Raw genomic sequence first — 17,889 nt, 5'->3', positions numbered from 1 at the left:
TTCGTCAGGTGCGCGGCGGAGCGCCTCAGCCACGCAGTGAGGCCATCCAGGTCTCGATCTCGTCGGGCGTCCGGGGCAGCGCGGCCGAGAGATTCTCCACCGAGCCGTCCTCGCGCACGAGGACGTCGTCCTCGATCCTGACGCCGGTGCCGCGCAGCTCCTCGGGCACCTTGAGGTCGTCGGCACGGAAGTACAGGCCCGGCTCGATCGTGAAGATCATGCCGGGCTCGAGCTCGGCGTCGAGGTACATCTCGCGGCGCGCCTGGGCGCAGTCGTGCACGTCGAGGCCGAGGTGGTGGCTGGTGCCGTGCACCATCCAGCGGCGGTGGTACTGGCCCTCCGGCTCCAGGGACTCCTCGGCGGAGCTGGGCAGCATGCCCCACTCGGCGAGGCGTGCGGCGATGATCTCCATGGCTGCCGTGTGCAGGTCCCGGAACCTCGTGCCGGGCTGCCCGGCGCGCGCGAAGGCGGCGTCGGCGGCCTCGAGCACGACGCCGTAGATCCGGCGCTGGGCGGGCGTGAAGGTCCCGTCGACCGGGAAGGTCCGGGTGACGTCCGCGGTGTAGAGCGAGTCCACCTCGACGCCGGCGTCGACAAGCACCAGCTCACCCGGCCGCACCTGGCCGTCGTTGCCGATCCAGTGCAGCGTGTTCGCGTGGTTGCCGGCCGCGGCGATGGTGTCGTAGCCGATGCCGTTGCCGTCCTCGCGCGCACGGGCGCCGAACGCGCCCTCGATGACCCGTTCACCGCGGTGATGGCTCACGGCCCGGGGGAGTGAGCGGACGATCTCCTCGAAGCCCGCCGCCGTCGCGTCGACGGCGGCCCGCACCTGTTCGACCTCGTAGGCGTCCTTGCGCAGCCGCAGCTCCGAGAGCGCCTCGGCCAGGGCCGCGTCGGCCGCGGCCGCGCCCTGGGACAGCTGCGCACGCTCGCGCACGCTCGTCACCTGCGCCTCGACCGCCGCGTCGGACTGCGGCACCACCCGCACGTTGACCTGTCCCGCGCCGACATCCTTGGCGAGCGCGTCGGCGAAGGAGTCGATGTGGTCGGTGCGCAGACCGGTGGCCGCGGCGACCTCCTCGAGCGAGGGCCGCTCGCCGACCCACAGCTCGCCGTAGCGGGCATCGGCGTAGAACTCCTCGGTGTCCCGGCCGGCCCGCGGGCGGAAGTACAGCACGGCCTCGTGGGTCTCGCCGGTCGCACTCGCACCCTCGAGCGGGTGCAGCACGAGGACGGCGTCGGGCTCTTCGTCGGTGCCCATGCCGGTCAGGTGCGCGAAGGCCGAGTGCGGCCGGAACCGGTAGTCCGTGTCGTTGCTGCGGGTGACCAGCTGACCGGCCGGGACGACCAGCCGCTCGCCGGGGAAGAGCCCGCCGACGGCGGCGCGTCGCGCTGCGGCGTAGTCGGCGGCCGGGGAGCGCTCCGGCAGGCCCTCTTTCCTCGTGGCCCATCCGTCGGCGATGAACTCGCGGAACGCCTGGCTCGAGGGGCGCTGGGACCTGTTGTTGACGCGCTCGCTGAGCGGCTGGGACGTGGTGGTCGGCTGGGAGTCCGTCATGTCGCCATGATCGCACCGGTAGTGGTTGTCGCCGAAGCGGGCCGTTCGCTCGATGGGCAGCGACGGCGCGGCGAACCTAGCGTGGCGGTATGGGAAAGACGAACGAGGACACCGATCCGCCGGCCGAGATCCGCGTCGCTCCGGACGAAGAGATTATGATCAGCAACCGGTACGAGACCATGTCGATCGTCAACGACATCTTCATCGGCGTGTTCTTCGTCGCCGGCAGCATCATGTTCTACTTCAGCTCGCTCCAGACGTGGGCGACGACGATGTTCCTGCTCGGCAGCATCGACTTCGTGCTCCGGCCCGTGATCCGCCTGGCGCGACGCACCCACCTCGAGCGGCTGGGACGCCGCGACGGCGAGAGCTTGGACTACTGACCCGGACGGCGTGAGTTTCGACCGTGAAGCGCGTCCCCTCGACCGAACGTTCGGACGCGGTCGGTGGACTTCTGCCGACGCCGTACCCTGACTCCTGTGTCACCAGCTGAGACGCGGATCGATCTGCACACCCACTCCGACGCGTCCGACGGGACCGACAGCCCGGCCGACCTGGTTCGAGCCGCGGCGCGCGTCGGACTCCGCGTCGTCGGGCTGACGGACCACGACACGGTGCGCGGCTGGGAGGAGGCGGCCGCCGTCGTGCCCGAGACCGGGGTGGCGCTCGTGCGCGGCGCGGAGATCTCCTGCCGCGCCGACGGAGTCTCCGTGCACCTGCTCAGCTACCTGCACGATCCTGGGAACGAGGCCCTGGCCGCGGAGATGGAGCGGTCGCGGGACTCGCGGATGGGGCGCGCGGAGAAGATGGTGGCCCGGCTGGCGGAGGACTACCCGATCACCTGGGAGTCCGTGCGCGCGCAGGCGGCCGGGGAGGCCACGATCGGGCGCCCGCACATCGCCGACGCGCTCGTCGCGGCCGGCGTGGTCGACGACCGGTCGACGGCGTTCGAGACCATCGTGTCCTCCAAGGGCCCCTACTACGTCCGCTACGACGCACCCGACGCGGTCGAGTTCGTCGGCCGGGTGCGTGCCGCGGGCGGGGTCCCCGTGATGGCGCACCCACGAGCCGACGCCCGTGGGCGGATCGTCGGCGACGCGGTGATCGAGGCGATGACCGAGGCCGGGCTGTTCGCGCTCGAGGTGGACCACCGCGACCACACGCCGTCCGCCGTCGCCCATCTCGCGGCGTTGGCCGACCGGCTCGGGCTGGCGAGGACCGGGGCGAGCGACTATCACGGCGAGGGGAAGCCCAACAGGCTGGGCGAGCGTCTCACGTCCCCGGCAGTGCTCGCGCAGATCGAGGAGGCCGGGCGCCTGCCGCTGATCCGGCCGTGAGCGAGTTCGTCGACCTGACGCTGCTGGCGACGACCTTCTTCACGCTCTTCGTGATCATGGACCCGGTCGGTACCGTGCCCGTCTTCCTCGCGCTGACCTCGCGGATGACGGCCGCCCAGCGCCGCAAGGCGGCGCTGCAGGCCACGGCCGTCGCGTTCGGCGTGATCCTCGTGTTCTCCCTGTTCGGCCAGTACATCCTGGGCTTCTTGCAGATCTCCTTGCCGGCGCTGCAGCTGTCCGGCGGTCTGCTCCTGCTGCTCGTCGCGATGGAGCTGCTCATGGGCTGGGGGAGGCAGCCCGAGGCGTCCGACGACTCCGCGAACGTCAACGTCGCGCTCGTGCCGCTCGGGACGCCCCTGCTCGCCGGACCCGGTGCGATCGTCGCCGCCATGCTCGCCGTCCAGGACGCCGACGGAGACGTCGCCGGTTGGGTCGCGATCGCCGTCGCGCTCGTCGGTGTGCACCTGTGCCTGTGGCTCGGCATGAGGTTCTCGGTGGTCATCCACCGGGTCCTCGGCGACGGCGGCACCACCCTGGTCACCCGGCTCGCCGGCCTCCTGCTCGCCGCGATCGCCGTCCAGCTCATGGCGGACGCGGTGTTCGCGCTCATCGAGCAGGAGCTGTAGCCCCCAGGCGCGCTACGGTCCTTGCATGAGCGCCACCGATGGCGACGACGAGGGGGTCCTGGACGACCTCAGCATGCCTCCGTGGTGGCACTTCGTCGGCGGGGGTGCGGCCACCGCCCTCGGGGTCATGGCGTTCCGCCACCTCGCGCTTTTCGTTCCGGCCTGCTTGCTGTTCGCTGTTCTCGCGCTGCTGGAACGCCGAGGCGGCTACCCGCATCAAAGACCGGCATCGTGAAATCCGACGCCATACACCTCGGCCGAACGTTGTCCTCGACGTCGCGGGCTTCATGTCCGTCCCCGTTGGGGTGCTGCTCGTCTCGGGCGTGACGTCGTGGGTCCCGCGCGAGGCGTTGCCGACCTGGTCGGCGGTGGTTGTCGCTGTGGTCGTGGGCGCGGTCGCCGCCGTCTGGGGGTGGGAGCGCCAACGGCTGCGCACAATCACGGCGCGGCGGCTGAGAACAGCCTCTCCGGCTGAGGACTACCTTGAGAACGGTGGAACATGATCGCGGTCTCGTTGAAGGGAGTGCAGACGTCGCAACCGTCTGCCGGGGCGTGAAACCGGCGGATACGGTGATCAGATGAGCGCCACCGATGGCGACGACGACGCAGCGGTCGTGGAGGACCGACGTCTGCCGGCCTGGTGGTACTACACCGGTGCTGCCGTGGTCGTCGCCTCGGCAGTCGTCGCGTTCCGGGTTCACCTCGCTCTCCTGGTGCTCGCCTTCGTCCTCCTCGTGCTGCTCGAGGTCCTGCGCCGCCGCGCCGGCTACACGTACTTCACGGCCACCCAGAGTGCCATCGCGCTGAAGGCGCCGCTGCCCGGGACGTGGTGGCCCAGGTTCGTGGCTCTCTTGTTGATGATCCTCGCCATGCAGTTCGTCGGCGGGTCTCTCGGGCCGGGCGAGGTGTTGCCGACGTGGGCGGCGGCGATCCTCGCGGTGACAGCCGGTGTGACATTCGCTCTGCTGTGGCGCAGATCTGACCAGGCGGAGCTGGTCGTGGTGCGTCGATGGGAGAGGGATCGTCGATCCGACGACACGGGGGCGCGGGGTCCTTCGCCCGACGACGGTGCCGAAGATCGCCCGCCGGAGTAGCAGTCTCCGGCACGGCCGCCCCTGCGGGCCGATAGTCTTCGGGTCGACCCCGAACCCGGCACGAAAGGTCATCCATGGGCGCGCTGTGGCATCCCTTCTCGGACATGGCGGCGGTGGAGCGCGCCGGCGAGTTCGTGCTTGCCCGAGGCGAGGGCGCGTACGTGTGGGACGAGGCCGGCACCCGGTACCTCGACGCCACGGCCGGCCTGTGGTTCGCCAACGTGGGGCACGGCCGGGCCGAGCTCGGCGAGGTGGCCGCGCAGCAGATGGCGACGCTGGCGGCCTACTCGACGTTCGGCGACAACGCCGCGCGCCCGACCATCGAGCTGGCGGAGAAGCTCGCCGGGATCGCGCCGGTCGCCGGCAGCCGCGTCTTCCTCACCTCCGGCGGCTCAGACTCGGTCGAGACCGCCGCCAAGCTGGCCCGCCGGTACTGGGTAGAGGTCGGGCGGCCCGAGAAGACGGTGGTGATCGGCCGGCAGAAGGCCTACCACGGCATGCACGTCGCGGGGACGGCCCTGGGCGGCATCCCCGGCAACCGCGAGGGTTACGGCGACCTCGGTCCGCGCACGGAGATCGTGGGCTGGGACGCCGCGGAGTCCTTGCGCGAGACGATCGAGCGCATCGGTCCGGGGAACGTCGCGGCCTTCTTCTGCGAGCCCGTGCTCGGAGCCGGTGGCGTCTACCCGCCGCCGGAGGGGTACCTGACCGAGGTGCGCAAGATCTGCACCGAGTACGAGATCCTCTTCGTCGCCGACGAAGTGGTCACCGGGTACGGGCGCATCGGCGGCTCGTGGTTCGCCTCGACCCGCTTCGGCCTCGAGCCGGACATGGTCGCCACCGCCAAGGGCCTCACGTCGGGCTACCTGCCGATGGGCGCGGTACTCGTGGGCCCGCACGTGGCCGAGCCGTTCTTCCGGGAGCCCGGGACGTGGCTGCGTCACGGCTACACCTACTCGGGCCACGCCACCGCGGCCGCCGTCGCCCTGGCCAACCTCGAGATCATCGAGCGGGAAGGCCTGCTGGACGAGGCCGCCCGCCTGGAGGTGACGATCGCGCGCGAGCTGGGCCCGCTCGCCGAGCTCGACGCGGTGGCCGAGGTCCGGTGCGGCACGGGGGCGCTCGCCGCCGTCCAGCTGCACGACGCCGCACTCGCCCCGCGCCTGGTCCTCGCTCTGCGCGAGATCGGGGTGGCGACCCGCGCGGTCGGAGCCGGAGCGCTGCAGATCTCGCCGGCGTTCGTCATGACGGACGAGCAGGTGCGCGAGCTGGCCGAAGGACTGCGGCAGGGGATCCCCCGGCTCTGAGTCCGCGCCGGCGCCGGCGCCGGTCAGCCGGAGCCACTCGACCCGCTGGAGCCGCAAGGACCACCGAAAGCAGCAGAAAGCGCCGAAAGCAGTCGTTCGAACGACTGCTTTCGGCGCATTCTGCTGCTCTCGGCGCAGCGGTGCGTCAGGCGGGGGCCTCAGCCCTGGTTGCCCTCGGCGGGACGTCCGCCACGCGTGCGGCGACGACGCCTGCGGGCCGGACGCTCGCCGTCGCCCTCGCTGCGGCCGCCCTGGCGTCCGCCGTCGCGGGAGCTCCGGCCACCGTCGCGAGAGCCTCGGCCGGAGCCGCGCCCGCCGTCACGGCTTCCACCGCGGCCTCCGCCGCCGGATCCGCCGCGGCCGTTCTTCTGGCCCGTCTCGCCCAGGTCCTCGACCTTCTCGGCGCCCAGGCCGGCGCGGGTGCGAGCCGAGCGTGGGAGGCGGCCGGTGATGCCCTCGGGGATGCTGAGGTCCGAGTACAGGTGGGGGGAGGTGTGGTAGGTCTCCACCGGCTCCGGCACGCCGAGGTCGAGGGACTTGTTGACCATCGCCCACCGCGGCATATCGTCCCAGTCGACGAACGTGACGGCGGTGCCGGCGTTGCCCGCGCGGCCGGTGCGGCCGATGCGGTGCAGGTACATCTTCTCGTCCTCGGGGCACTGGTAGTTGACGACGTGCGTGACGTCGTCGACGTCGATCCCGCGGGCGGCGACGTCGGTCGCGACCAGCACGTCGACCTTGCCGGCGCGGAAGGCGCGCAGGGCCTGCTCACGGGCGCCCTGGCCGAGGTCGCCGTGGATCGCGGCGGCTGCGAAGCCACGCTCGGCGAGGTCCTCGGCGACGCGCGCCGCGGTGCGCTTGGTGCGGGTGAAGACGATGGTCAGGCCACGGCCCTCGGCCTGCAGGATCCGGGCGAGCACCTCGACCTTGTTGAGGGCGTGGGCGCGATAGACCACCTGGCGCGTGTTCTTCACCGTCGCGCCGGTGTCCTCCGGGTCCTGCGCACGGATGTGCGTCGGACGGGTCATGTACCGACGTGCCATCGCCACGACCGGCCCCGGCATGGTCGCCGAGAACAGCATGGTGTGACGCGAAGCGGGCGTGGCGGCGAGGAGCGTCTCGACGTCGGGCAGGAAGCCCAGGTCGAGCATCTCGTCGGCCTCGTCGAGCACCACGGTCCGCACGCGGCGCAGGTCGAGGATCCGCTGCTTCATCAGGTCGATCATCCGACCGGGCGTGCCGACCACGACCTCGGCGCCCTGGGCCAGGGCGTCCATCTGCGGCTCGTAGGCGCGGCCACCGTAGACCTGCACCACGCGCACGGTACGACGGCGGGAGGCGGTCGCGAGATCGTCGGCGACCTGCTTGGCCAGCTCACGGGTGGGGACGATGACGAGGGCCTGCGGCTTGCCCTGGTCCTCGACGTCGTCCCAGCCGCCCTCGCCGGGGCCGGTGACGTTCTGCAGCAGCGGGATGCCGAAGCCGAGCGTCTTGCCGGTGCCCGTCTTGGCCTGGCCGATGATGTCCTGCCGCCTCAGTGCCACCGGGAGGGTGAGCGCCTGGATGGGGAAGGGGTGGGTGATGCCGACGTCGCGGAGCGAGCCGGAGATCTCGTCCTCGACACCGAAGTCCGCGAACGTCTTCTCCTCGAGGTCGGCGGGAGCCAGCTCCTCGGTGATGTCGGGCGTGACGCCGGGGGCGTCCGGGGTGGCGAGCATCTCGTCGGTGATGGTGGCATCGAGCACACCGGTGTTCTGGTCAGTCATGTGAACCTTCGATCGTGGCGCGGTGCGCGGCACCCCGATGAGTCGGGAGGGGGCGGCGGCGCGCCTGCTTCGGCAGCCGATCGTGAATTTCGCCGCGTGCGTTCACGCGGATCAGGCTGCGTGACGACCGGGCAACCGTGTACATCTCCTAGGATACCGCGTGGCGCCAGGAGTTCACGGAGCGGTGAGCAGACTCACCCGGCGCGTCGCCAGCGCACTCCGCGCAAGAGGCCCGGGAGACCGGCCGGGACACGGGCGTGAACGATGATGAGGATGTGGCCGCCGCAGCGACCACATCCTCATCTCGTGCCATCCGTGCGCCCCGGAGGGCGGCGCACTCAGACGATGCCGATACCGACCCGGCGCTGTTCCTTCGCGTCCAGCTCGACGTAGGCCAGCGACGACGAGGGCACGACGACCTGGCGTCCCTTGTCGTCGCCGAGGACGAGCGACGTGCCGTCGGAGATCGCCTTGTCCACGGCCGCCTGGATCTCGTCCGTGCTCTGATCGGAATCCAGGGTCAGCTCGCGGTTGACGTGCTTCACGCCGATGGTGATCTCCACCTGGTGGCCTCCTGCTTTCGTCTCGATGAGGGCCCGCCGCTCGTCACGAGCAGGCGGGAGCGTTGCTGCACCTCATCGTAGGTCGTGTCCGTCTGTGCTGCTGTGGCTGCCCGTGACGCACGCTCCGTAGGGGGCGCCGACGCTCCGGAGAGAAGGTCGGCAAGCGTGCCGGTCCCCGGTGGTGCGACAATGTGGGACGTGCGTGCGTCTCGTGTTGCCCTCGGAGCCCTGGCCGGCCTCGGCCTGGTGCTGCCTCTGGCGGTGCCCGCGAGCGCCGACCCCTCGATCACGGACGCCGTCTCTCCCGGCGTGACGGCCTCCGCCGGCACGGACGACGACGCGGCCCGAGAGACCCGTGATCCGCAGGACCGCGAGCAGGTGCTCGAGGACGAGGCCGGGCCCGGCGCGGACGCCGGCGCACTGTCCTGGCTGACCCGCACCCTCGAGGAGCTCGCGCTCGCGCTGCGGGCGCGGGCCGGCCTGCCGACCACCGAACCGATGCCGCAGCAGGCGTCCGGCGACCTCGAGACCATCTCCCGCAGCCCCGACCCGCCGATCATCGAGGACGGCGGCGTCGACGTCATGACCGTCCGGGTCCAGGTCGAGCGCGGCCTGACGGTGGACGGGCCCGCGTTCGCTCGCTTCGTCATGAAGGTTCTCAACGACGACCGAGGCTGGGGCCACGACGGCTCCGTCCGGTTCGTGGGCGTCGACGGCGAGACCGCCGACTTCTCCGTGGTACTGGCCTCGCCGCAACTCACCGACGAGCTCTGCGTGCCGCTCGAGACGGCAGGAAAGTACTCGTGCGGCCGGAACGGGCGCGCCGTGCTCAACGCCGTGCGCTGGTCCGAGGGAGCCGAGCCGTTCCTGAACGGCGGCGGCAACATCACCGAGTACCGCCAGTACCTGGTCAGCCACGAGGTGGGGCATCTGCTGGGCAACCCGCACGTCGACTGCCCGGCGCCGGGCGAGCCCGCCCCGATCATGGTCCAGCAGACCATCACCCTCGACGGCTGCGAACCGAACGCCTGGCCCGCCACCACCCGCTGAGACCTGCGACGGTCACGACACGTCGAGGGTCCGCCCGCGCGGCGCGCGGAGCCATGTGGGTGGCCCGTGATGACATCGTGAACATGGCGGAATCCCCTGGCGCTGCGCACACCACCACGCTGCGTCTCGCGCTGCCCGAGCAGCCGCCCGCCCCGCCGCGACTCGACGCTCAGCAGTCCGCTGCCGTGGACTGGCCCGCCGACGAGGGGCACCTCCTGGTCGTCGGCGCGCCCGGCACCGGCAAGACGACGACGGCGGTCGAGTCGTTCCTCGCCCGCGCCGCCCAGGAGCCGTCCGCCCGCCCGGGCGAGCAGGGAGTCCTGCTGCTCGTGCCGACACGGCGCGGGGCCGCCCGGGTCCGGGACGCCGTCGCCAGGCGCCTGGGCCGCACGACGACGGGCGTGCTGGTCCGTACGCCCGCCTCCTTCGCCTACTCCGTCCTGCGCATGCGGGCCACGCTGCTGGGCGAGCCCGCACCGACCCTCATCACCGGTCCCGAGCAGGACCAGATCCTCGCCGAGCTCCTCGACGGGCACCGCGCGGGCCTCGGCGCCCCCGTCCACTGGCCCGACACCATCGGTCCCGAGACGCTCGCGATGGGGGCGTTCCGGGACGAGCTGCGCGACCTCTTCATGCGCGCCGCCGAGCTCGGTCTGGGCCCCGAGGAGCTCGCCGACCGTGGCCGGCGTCACGACCGTCCCGAGTGGACGGCCGCCGCCGTCCTGCTCGAGGAGTACCAGCAGGTCACCTCGCTCGGTGAGCTGACGCCGGACCGCGGGAGCCGGCTCGACGCCGCCCGGATCGTCGACGAGGCCACCGCGGCCCTGCGTGCCTGGGAGGACGAGGTGCCGGCACACCCACGCCCGCGGTGGTCGGCGGCCGTCGTCGACGACCACCAGGACTCCACCCTCGCCACCGCGCGGCTGCTCCGGGTCCTGGCCGACGACGGGGCGCAGCTGCTCCTGCACGGCGATCCCGACGCCGGCGTCCAAGGCTTCCGCGGCGGCACCCCCGCTCTTGTCGGGCTCGCCGAGACACGTGAGGAGCTCGGCGGGTTCGAGGCCGCCCGGATCGAGCTGAGCACCGCCCACCGGCAGGACGAGGAACTCCGAGCGGTGACCATGGCGGTCACCTCGGCGATCTCCACCACCGGTACCGCCGGCCAGCGCCGCGCCACGGCGGGTCGTCAGATCGGCGACAGCGCAGCCGGAGACATCGACACCGCTGGCGCGGGCCCCGGTGCCCGGGCGGCGGGCGGCCTGGAACCGGCCGTGCTGCGCTCGCGACCCCAGGAAGGAGCCTGGATCGCTCGGCACCTGCGCGAGGAGCACCTGCGCCGCGGGACGCCCTGGTCCGAGATGGCCGTCGTCGCCCGGTCCGCCGGGCACGTCCGCGAGCTGCAGCGCTCCCTGCGGGCCTGGCGGGTCCCGGTCGGTGGGCAGGCGGCACCCGGAGTCCTGCGCGAGGAGCCGGCGGTACGTCCGCTGCTCGTCGCGCTGGCCGCCGTCCTCGCGGGCCGCCCGACGCCGGAGCAGGCCGCCGAGCTGGTGACCTCCCCGATCGGTGGTGCGGACGCCGTCGGGATGCGCGGACTCCGGCGCACCCTCCGCGGGATCGAGCGGGCCGCGGGCGGCTCACGACCGGTCGACGAGGTGCTGTCCGCCGTCGTCGCCGACCCCGAGCTCGCCGCCGGGCTGCCGGCAGGCCCCGGCGCGGTCGCCGGCCGGGTCGCCGCCGTCCTCGCCGCCGGCCGAGCGGCGCTGGCGAACGACGGCGCGACGGCGGAGACGGTCCTGTGGGCGCTGTGGGACGCCACAGACCTGTCCGAGCCGTGGCGTGAGCGCGCGCTGTCCGGCGGACCCGGCGCCGAACGGGCCGACGCGGACCTCGACGCCGTCATGGTGCTGTTCCGCGCCGCCGAGCAGTACACCGACCGCACCGTCGGGGCCGGCCCCGCCGGTTTCCTCGAGCACCTGCGCTCGCAGGACCTGCCCGCCGACAGCCTGGCCGCCCACGGCGTGCGGGGCGAGACGGTCCAGGTCCTCACCCCGGCGGGGGCCGCGGGCGAGGAGTGGCAGGTCGTGGCGGTCGCCGGCCTGCAGGAGGAGCTGTGGCCCGACCTGCGGCTGCGCGACTCCACGCTCGGGGCCGGTGCGTTGGCCGACCTCGAGGCAGGCCGCGGCAGCCCGTTCGGCACGGGCGGGAACGGCGGCGGTCACACGTTCGGCGCGGCCCGGCGGGCGGTGCTCGACGACGAGCTCCGGATGCTGGCGGTCGCGATCTCGCGGGCGAGCCGGCGACTGCTCGTCACGGCCGTCCTCGACGAGGACTCGCGTCCCTCGGCCTTCTTCGACCTGCTCGCCCCCGACCACGACCCGACCGACGTCCGCGACGTGCCGCCCGCGCTCGACCTGCGCGGACTGGTCGCCGAGCTCCGCACCGTGCTCGAGCGCCCCGTCGGCGAGACGGATGAGGCGGGCGGGGCGGACTCCCGACGCACCGAGGCCGCGGCGCTGCTCGCGCACCTCGCCGAGCAGGGCGTGCCCGGCGCCGACCCGGCAACCTGGGGCTGGCTCGAGCCGGAGAGCACCACCGAGCCGCTGCGTCCTGCGGACGCGCCGGTACCCGTGAGCCCGTCCGGGGTCGAGCAGGCCACCACCTGCGGGCTGCGCTGGGCGCTCGAGCAGGCCGGGGGACGAACGGCCGGGTCGGCGGACCAGGCGGTCGGCAACCTGGTCCACGAGATCGCCGCCGAGCACCCCCACGGGACGCTGGAGGAGCTCCGCCACGCGCTCGACGAACGGTGGGACGAGCTCGGCACGGGCGACGGCTGGGTGGGCCGTCGACGCCGCGAGCAGGCCGACAAGATGATCGAGCGGCTGGCCGCGTACGTCGCCTCCGTCCCCGGCGAGGTCGACGTGGAACGCGCCTTCGCCGTCGACGTCGGCCGGGCACGGCTCATCGGACGGATGGACCGGGTCGAGCACGTGGGCGAGGACCAGGTCCGCGTCGTCGATCTCAAGACCTCGAAGTCCCCGGTCTCCAAGGACGACGGCCAGCGCCACGCCCAGCTCGGCGTCTACCAGGTCGCGGTCGAGTCGGGCGCCTGGGGCGACGACGTTCGATCGGACGGTGCCCGGCTGGTCTACCTGGGCGCGGGCAAGCGCGGCCCCACCTCCCGCGAGCAGGACCCGATCGACCGGGCCGAGGACCCCCGGTGGGCGCACGAGCTGCTCGGCGAGGCGGCCGAGACGATGGGCGGCGCGGTCTTCGTCGCCACCGTCAACGACAAGTGCCGCACCTGTCCGGTGCGCACGTCCTGCCCGCTGCAGGAGGACGGGGGACGGGTCCGATGACCATCCGCAGCGAGCAGCTCGAGCTCTTCGGCCCCGAGCTGGGGACGTCCAAGCCCGCCGGTCCGGCGACGTACTCGGCCGCCGAGATCGCCGCCCGTCTCGACCTGCCGACGCCCACCGAGGAGCAGACCCGCGTCATCGAGGCGCCGCTCGCACCACTGCTGGTCGTCGCCGGTGCGGGATCGGGCAAGACCGAGACCATGTCCGCCCGGGTCGTCTACCTCGTCGCCAACGGCTACGTCCGCGGTGAGGAGGTCCTGGGCCTGACCTTCACCCGAAAGGCCGCCGCCGAGCTCGCCCACCGCGTCCGGGCACGGTTGCGCGGGTTGCGCGCCGCCGGGATCACGCCGCCGGAGCGCGACGAGGACCAGACGGCCGGTGCGGCGCAGACGTCGGGCCTGGACGTCGATCGGCCGCAGATCGCCACCTACAACTCCTTCGCGGGCACGCTCGCGCGGGACCACGCGCTGCGGGTCGGTGCCGACCCCGACGCACGCCTGGTCACCGAGGCCGGCGCCTGGCAGCTCGCGGACGACATCGTGCAGAACTGGCAGGAGGACCTGGACACCGAGAAGGCGGTCAGCACCGTCACCCAGGCCGTCCTCGACCTGGCGGCCGGGCTCACCGAGAACGTCCTGACGGTCGCCGAGGCACGCGCCATGCTCGCCGACCTGCGCTCGGACCTGGTCGACAAGCAGCCCGACCGGCTCAAGGCGCCCAAGGCCGACGTGCTCAAGATCGTGGCCTCCCTCGACGAGCGCGCGGCCCTCCTCGACGTCATCGAGGCCTTCGAGCAGCGCAAGCGCGACCGCGGCCTCATCAGCTTCGCCGACCAGGTCGCCCTCGCCGCCCGCGTCGCGCGTGCCGTGCCCGAGGTCGGCGCCCAGCTCCGGGCCCAGTACCGGGTGGTGCTCCTGGACGAGTTCCAGGACACCTCCGTCGCCCAGCTCGAACTGCTCGCCCACCTCTTCGGGGACGGCCACCCGGTGACCGCCGTCGGCGACCCCCACCAGGCGATCTATGGCTGGCGCGGTGCCTCGGCCGCCTCGCTCGCGCAGTTCCCGGAGCGCTTCCCACAGGCCGGGGACCGGCCCGCCGAGACGCTCGCGCTGAGCACCTCGTGGCGCAACGACCACGGCATCCTCGACGCCGCCAACGCCGTCTCCGGACCGTTGCGAGCCGGCGGTGGCCGCGGACCCGACGTCGAGGTGCCGCAGCTGCGCGCGCGGCCGGACGCGGCCCCCGGCGAGGTGAGCGGCCTCTACGTGACCGGCCAGGTCGAGGAGGCCGAGCGGGTCGCCGGCTTCCTCGCCGAACGCTGGGAGCCCGCGGGCGAGCGGACCGCCGCCGTGCTGTGCCGCAAGCGCAGCCAGTTCGCCGGCGTGGTGCGTGCCCTGGAGGACCGTGGCCTGCCGCACCGCGTAATCGGCATGGGCGGGCTGCTCGCCACGCCGGAGATCGTCGACGTGCGCGCCGCCCTGCGCGTGGCCGACGACGCCACCCGCGGTGACGCGATGGTCCGGCTGCTGACGAACCTGCGGCTCGGCGTCGCCGACCTGCACGCCCTTCAGGACTGGGCGCGGCACCTCGCCAAGCAGGCGATCGAGCCGCTCAGCGACGAGACGGACCGGCGCCTCGACGCCCGCGAGGAGGCGAGCCTCGTCGAGGCGGTCGAGCAGCCGCCCCACGCCGGCTGGACCGGCTCACGCGGGCAGACCATGAGCGAAACGGGTGCGGCACGCGTGCGCCGCCTCGGCGGCGTGCTGCGACAGATCCGGTCCCTGCGCCACCTCACGCTCCCCGAGCTGGTCGTCGCCACCGAGCAGCTGCTCGGCCTCGACATCGAGGTGGCCGTCCGTTCCGGCGGTTCCGGGGCGGGCCGTGCCGCGCTGGACGCGTTCGCCGACGTCGCCGCCTCCTTCGCCGGCGACTCCGAGCGGCCCGCCCTCGGCGCGTTCCTCAACTGGCTGGACGCCGCCGAGGAGCGTGAACGAGGCTTGGACGCCGTCGAGACCGGCGACGTCGAGCCCGACTCCGCCGTCGTGCAGGTGCTGACCGTGCACGCGGCCAAGGGGCTGGAGTGGGACGTCGTCGCCGTCCCCGGCCTCGTCGAGTCACAGTTCCCCGGTTACGACACCAGGCCCAAACCGGACCTGAGCGTCACCAGCTCGGCGTGGCTGACCGCCGTCGGCGAGCTGCCGTACCCGCTGCGCCAGGATGCCGACGCGCTGCCCGCGCTGGACGTCGCCGGCGCCGCCACGCACAGCGAGGTCGAGGAGGCCAGGGTCGCGTTCCGGGTGGCCGCCGGTCAGCACCGGGTCGCCGAGGAACGGCGCCTGGCATACGTGGCGCTCACCCGCGCGCGCCACAGCCTGCTGCTGTCCGGGTCGTGGTTCCGGGAGGGCAAGTCGACGCTGCCGCCGTCGCGGTTCCTGGCCGAGCCGCGCCGGGCCGGCCTGGTCGACGACCTCGACGAATGGGCCGCCGAGCCGCCCGACGGCGCCGAGAACCCCGGTGCCGACGCAGAGCCGGTCCAGTGGCCCTTCGACCCGCTGGGGCCACGCCGGGCTCCGCGCGAGGCAGCGGCGCAGGAGGTCCGGGCAGCCCGCGGCTCCGCCGTCGACCTCACCGCCCGGACAGGTGAGCCGGTCGTGGACCGCTGGCGTGAGGATGCCGAGCTGCTGCTGAAGGAACGTGATCGCGGCGGGCAGCGCGACGTCCCTCTTGCCGGTCACCTGTCGGCCTCCTCCGTGGTCGGCCTGGTCCAGGACCCGCGGTCCTTCGCGCGCGACCGGCGCCGGCCCGTGCCGACCGAGCCCACGGTCGTCTCCCGCCGCGGCACCCGGTTCCACCAGTGGGTCGAGCACTTCTACGGGCGGGCCGCGCTGCTGGACGTCGACGACGTCGCCGGCAGCGGGGAGGACGAGGGCACCCTCACGATCACCGACGCCGAGCTGGCGCGCCTGCAGCGCACCTTCGCGGCCTCGCAGTGGGCGAGCCGACGGCCCTCGGACATCGAGGTGGACCTCGAGACGCCGGTCGCCGGGACGATCGTGCGGTGCCGCATCGACGCCGTCTTCGAGGACGGGGGAGATGTCGAGGTGGTCGACTGGAAGACCGGTCGGCCGCCACGTGACGCCGAAGACCTGGCCGAGAAGGAGATGCAGCTCGCCCTGTACCGCCTCGCCTGGTCCCGTTCGCGGCGCATCCCGCTGGAGCGGGTCCGTGGTGCTTTCTACTACGTCGGGCACGACGAGACGGTGCGTGCCGGCGACCTCGGCGAGGAAGAGGTCATCGCGCGGATCACGCGCGCGATCGCCGCCGGCGGCTGACGGCTACGGCCGGCGGCCGATGAAGCCCAGCAGCTTGGTCTGCCAGTCGGCGTCGTCCGGGACCGGGACGCGCGGCCCGTACTGCCCGCTCGCCCGGAGCATCTCGTCCAGCGGGAGCATGCCCTCGTACATCACGCGGCAGCGCTCCGGATCGAGCCGCTCGTCCTGGCCGGTGGCCCTGGCCAGGTCCCAGGTGTGCATGAAGACGTCGGCCGTGTAGAACTGCGAGACCGCGGTACCGAGCGGCATCTCCGGCAGTCGCGGGTGCCGGAACGGGGTGTCGGTGTGCGACGGGTCGTCGAGCAGCGCCTGGACGGCGGCGCTGTGCTGGTCCCACGCCGCGACAGGATCGTCGTCCACCGACGGCACGGGCGGCAGCTCGATGCCGGTGGCGTCCGTCAGGAAGGGCGGGAACCACTCCACGAGGTGCCGGACGACGTCGCGAGCCGTCCACTCGGGCACCGGGGACCGGTTGTCCCAGGAGGCCGCCGTGGCGCCGTGCACGCGTGCGGTGAAGCCTGCCGCGATCTGTCGGTACTCGTCCGCCGGGGCAGTGTCCTCGGCCCCAATGTTGTCAACCATGAGGTTGATCACAGCACCGAGAGCGGCGCTTGTCAACCAGGTGGTTGTCAACGGGCCGCGTCAGCGTGTCTCGCTGTCGTCCTCACGCTCCGCGAGGAAGTCCGGCAGCTTCGTGCCCAGGTGCAGGTCCTCGGTCGCACCCGCGGAGTCCGGCTCGACCGGCGCGTCGTCACCGTCCGGTTCCGTGTCGGGCTGCTCGGCATCCGGGTCGTCGGCTTCGGGGTCGTCGCCCACAGCCTCGTCCGGCTCGTCGATCTGGCCCGCAGCGTCTGTCTCGTCCGGTTCGTAGGCCCAGCCAGGGGCCGGTTCGCGAGCCCCGATCTCGGGGGCGTCGGTGACCTCGTCGGCCAGCTGGTGGAGCATCTCGGTCGCGTCCTCGACGACCGTGGCCTCGCCAGTGCGCACGCCGTGGAGCAGCCACCGCGCGAGGGCGAGCTCGGAGACCAGCAGGGCGCGCTCCATGAGCGTCTCGTCGGCGCTCTCAGTGCGCGCGAGTGCGTACGCCTCCTCGATGGCGTCGAGGGACTCCTCGGGCGCCGACGCCTGCAGCCACGCCAGGTCCTCGGCCGGGTCACCCACGTGGGCGTCGGTGAGGCCGAGCATCGCGCTGACCCTGCCGTCGGTGACGAGGACGTGCTCGGGGGCGAGGTCTCCGTGCACGGGCGTCGGGCGAAATCGCCACAGCTTGACGTCCTCGAGGGCGTGCTCCCACCGGTTCAGGAGTGCGGCCGGCACCCGGCCGGTGCGGGCGGCCTCGTCCACCTCGGCGAGGCGGCGCTTGCGGTAGGCGTCGGGGTCGTAGACCGGCAGGCCCGCATCGGCGATCACGGCGGCGTCGAGCTCGTGGAACGCGGCGATGGCGCGCCCGAGCGCGGCGGAGAGCCCGGGCCCGGCCGTGAGCTCCTCGAGCTCCAGGGGTCGGCCGACGAGCGCGCGGTGGACCATGGCCCGGCCGCCCTCGGGCAGCTCGGCGAAACCGACCGGACGGGCGACGTCGAACGGCAGCCGGCCCTCGTCGACCTCCCTGACGAGCTGGGACAGCAGGGCGACCTCGCCCTCCAGGGCGGCACCGGCCGCCGTCGTCAGGGGTGCGCGCACCACCCAGCTGCGGCCTCCGGCGTCGAGCAGGCCGGTGGTCTGGTACTCGCTCGACGTGGCCTGGGGTGGCCGCGTCGCCACCACGTCCAGGCCGGGAACGGCCGTGGTGGCGAGGGCGGCGAGAGCGAGTGCTGAACGGACCACACGGCCAACCTAGAACGCGCCGGGGTGCGGGACCAGGCGCACGCGCCGTGGAGGGGTGAGCTCTTCGCGGTACGTA

The 17,889-nt window shown here is 73.1% G+C and carries 14 protein-coding genes; 9 read left to right on the top strand and 5 right to left on the bottom strand.

Features of this window, described 5'->3' with window-relative positions:
- Positions 1 to 25: 25 nt before the first annotated feature.
- On the bottom strand, positions 26 to 1,558 hold the full coding sequence (locus ABD907_RS06460) for an aminopeptidase P family protein (protein WP_345214929.1): 1,533 nt from the start codon (positions 1,556 to 1,558) through the stop codon (positions 26 to 28).
- A gap of 89 nt (positions 1,559 to 1,647) precedes the next feature.
- Here ABD907_RS06460 and ABD907_RS06455 point away from each other — a divergent pair, with 89 nt between their 5' ends.
- From ABD907_RS06455 to ABD907_RS06430, 6 genes are all read left to right on the top strand, one after another.
- On the top strand, positions 1,648 to 1,941 hold the full coding sequence (locus ABD907_RS06455) for a YrhK family protein (RefSeq protein ID WP_345214928.1): 294 nt from the start codon (positions 1,648 to 1,650) through the stop codon (positions 1,939 to 1,941).
- A gap of 96 nt (positions 1,942 to 2,037) precedes the next feature.
- Entirely contained in the window at positions 2,038 to 2,895 is an 858-nt protein-coding gene (locus ABD907_RS06450) for a PHP domain-containing protein (RefSeq protein WP_345214927.1), read from the top strand.
- Complete coding sequence (locus ABD907_RS06445; protein WP_345214926.1) at positions 2,892 to 3,521, top strand: MarC family protein; 630 nt, start codon at positions 2,892 to 2,894, stop codon at positions 3,519 to 3,521. Before ABD907_RS06450 ends, ABD907_RS06445 begins: the two co-directional genes overlap by 4 nt.
- A 25-nt stretch (positions 3,522 to 3,546) precedes the next feature.
- Complete coding sequence (locus ABD907_RS06440; protein ID WP_345214925.1) at positions 3,547 to 3,756, top strand: hypothetical protein; 210 nt, start codon at positions 3,547 to 3,549, stop codon at positions 3,754 to 3,756.
- A gap of 343 nt (positions 3,757 to 4,099) precedes the next feature.
- Positions 4,100 to 4,615, top strand: a complete 516-nt coding sequence (locus tag ABD907_RS06435) for a hypothetical protein (RefSeq protein WP_345214924.1) — start codon at positions 4,100 to 4,102, stop codon at positions 4,613 to 4,615.
- 74 nt (positions 4,616 to 4,689) lie between these two features.
- Entirely contained in the window at positions 4,690 to 5,922 is a 1,233-nt protein-coding gene (locus ABD907_RS06430; protein WP_345214923.1) for an aminotransferase family protein, read from the top strand.
- Positions 5,923 to 6,080: 158 nt separating this feature from the next.
- Here ABD907_RS06430 and ABD907_RS06425 read toward each other — a convergent pair whose 3' ends face one another.
- Entirely contained in the window at positions 6,081 to 7,688 is a 1,608-nt protein-coding gene (locus ABD907_RS06425; protein WP_425555662.1) for a DEAD/DEAH box helicase, read from the bottom strand.
- A 338-nt stretch (positions 7,689 to 8,026) separates the two neighbouring features.
- On the bottom strand, positions 8,027 to 8,251 hold the full coding sequence (locus tag ABD907_RS06420) for a DUF3107 domain-containing protein (protein WP_345214922.1): 225 nt from the start codon (positions 8,249 to 8,251) through the stop codon (positions 8,027 to 8,029).
- Positions 8,252 to 8,449: 198 nt separating this feature from the next.
- Here ABD907_RS06420 and ABD907_RS06415 point away from each other — a divergent pair, with 198 nt between their 5' ends.
- From ABD907_RS06415 to ABD907_RS06405, 3 genes are read left to right on the top strand one after another with little or no spacing between them, the layout of a single operon-like run.
- Entirely contained in the window at positions 8,450 to 9,301 is an 852-nt protein-coding gene (locus tag ABD907_RS06415) for a DUF3152 domain-containing protein (protein ID WP_345214921.1), read from the top strand.
- A 59-nt stretch (positions 9,302 to 9,360) separates the two neighbouring features.
- Positions 9,361 to 12,657, top strand: a complete 3,297-nt coding sequence (locus ABD907_RS06410; RefSeq protein ID WP_345214920.1) for an ATP-dependent helicase — start codon at positions 9,361 to 9,363, stop codon at positions 12,655 to 12,657.
- Positions 12,654 to 15,989 carry an ATP-dependent helicase gene (locus ABD907_RS06405; protein ID WP_345214919.1) on the top strand — a complete coding sequence of 1,112 codons (3,336 nt, stop codon included), beginning with the start codon at positions 12,654 to 12,656 and terminating at the stop codon, positions 15,987 to 15,989. Before ABD907_RS06410 ends, ABD907_RS06405 begins: the two co-directional genes overlap by 4 nt.
- Before the next feature lie 3 nt (positions 15,990 to 15,992).
- On the opposite strand, the gene ABD907_RS06400 is transcribed toward ABD907_RS06405, so the two are convergent.
- Both ABD907_RS06400 and ABD907_RS06395 read right to left on the bottom strand, forming a co-directional pair.
- Complete coding sequence (locus ABD907_RS06400; protein ID WP_345214918.1) at positions 15,993 to 16,571, bottom strand: TIGR03086 family metal-binding protein; 579 nt, start codon at positions 16,569 to 16,571, stop codon at positions 15,993 to 15,995.
- 60 nt (positions 16,572 to 16,631) lie between these two features.
- Positions 16,632 to 17,813 (bottom strand): phosphotransferase, encoded by a 1,182-nt coding sequence (locus tag ABD907_RS06395; protein ID WP_345214917.1) that lies wholly within the window; start codon positions 17,811 to 17,813, stop codon positions 16,632 to 16,634.
- Positions 17,814 to 17,889 lie beyond the last annotated feature (76 nt).

The sequence above is a fragment of the Georgenia halophila genome (assembly GCF_039541595.1).
Note: the sequence above shows the minus strand (reverse complement) of the source record. Positions and strands in the feature narration are given on the sequence as shown.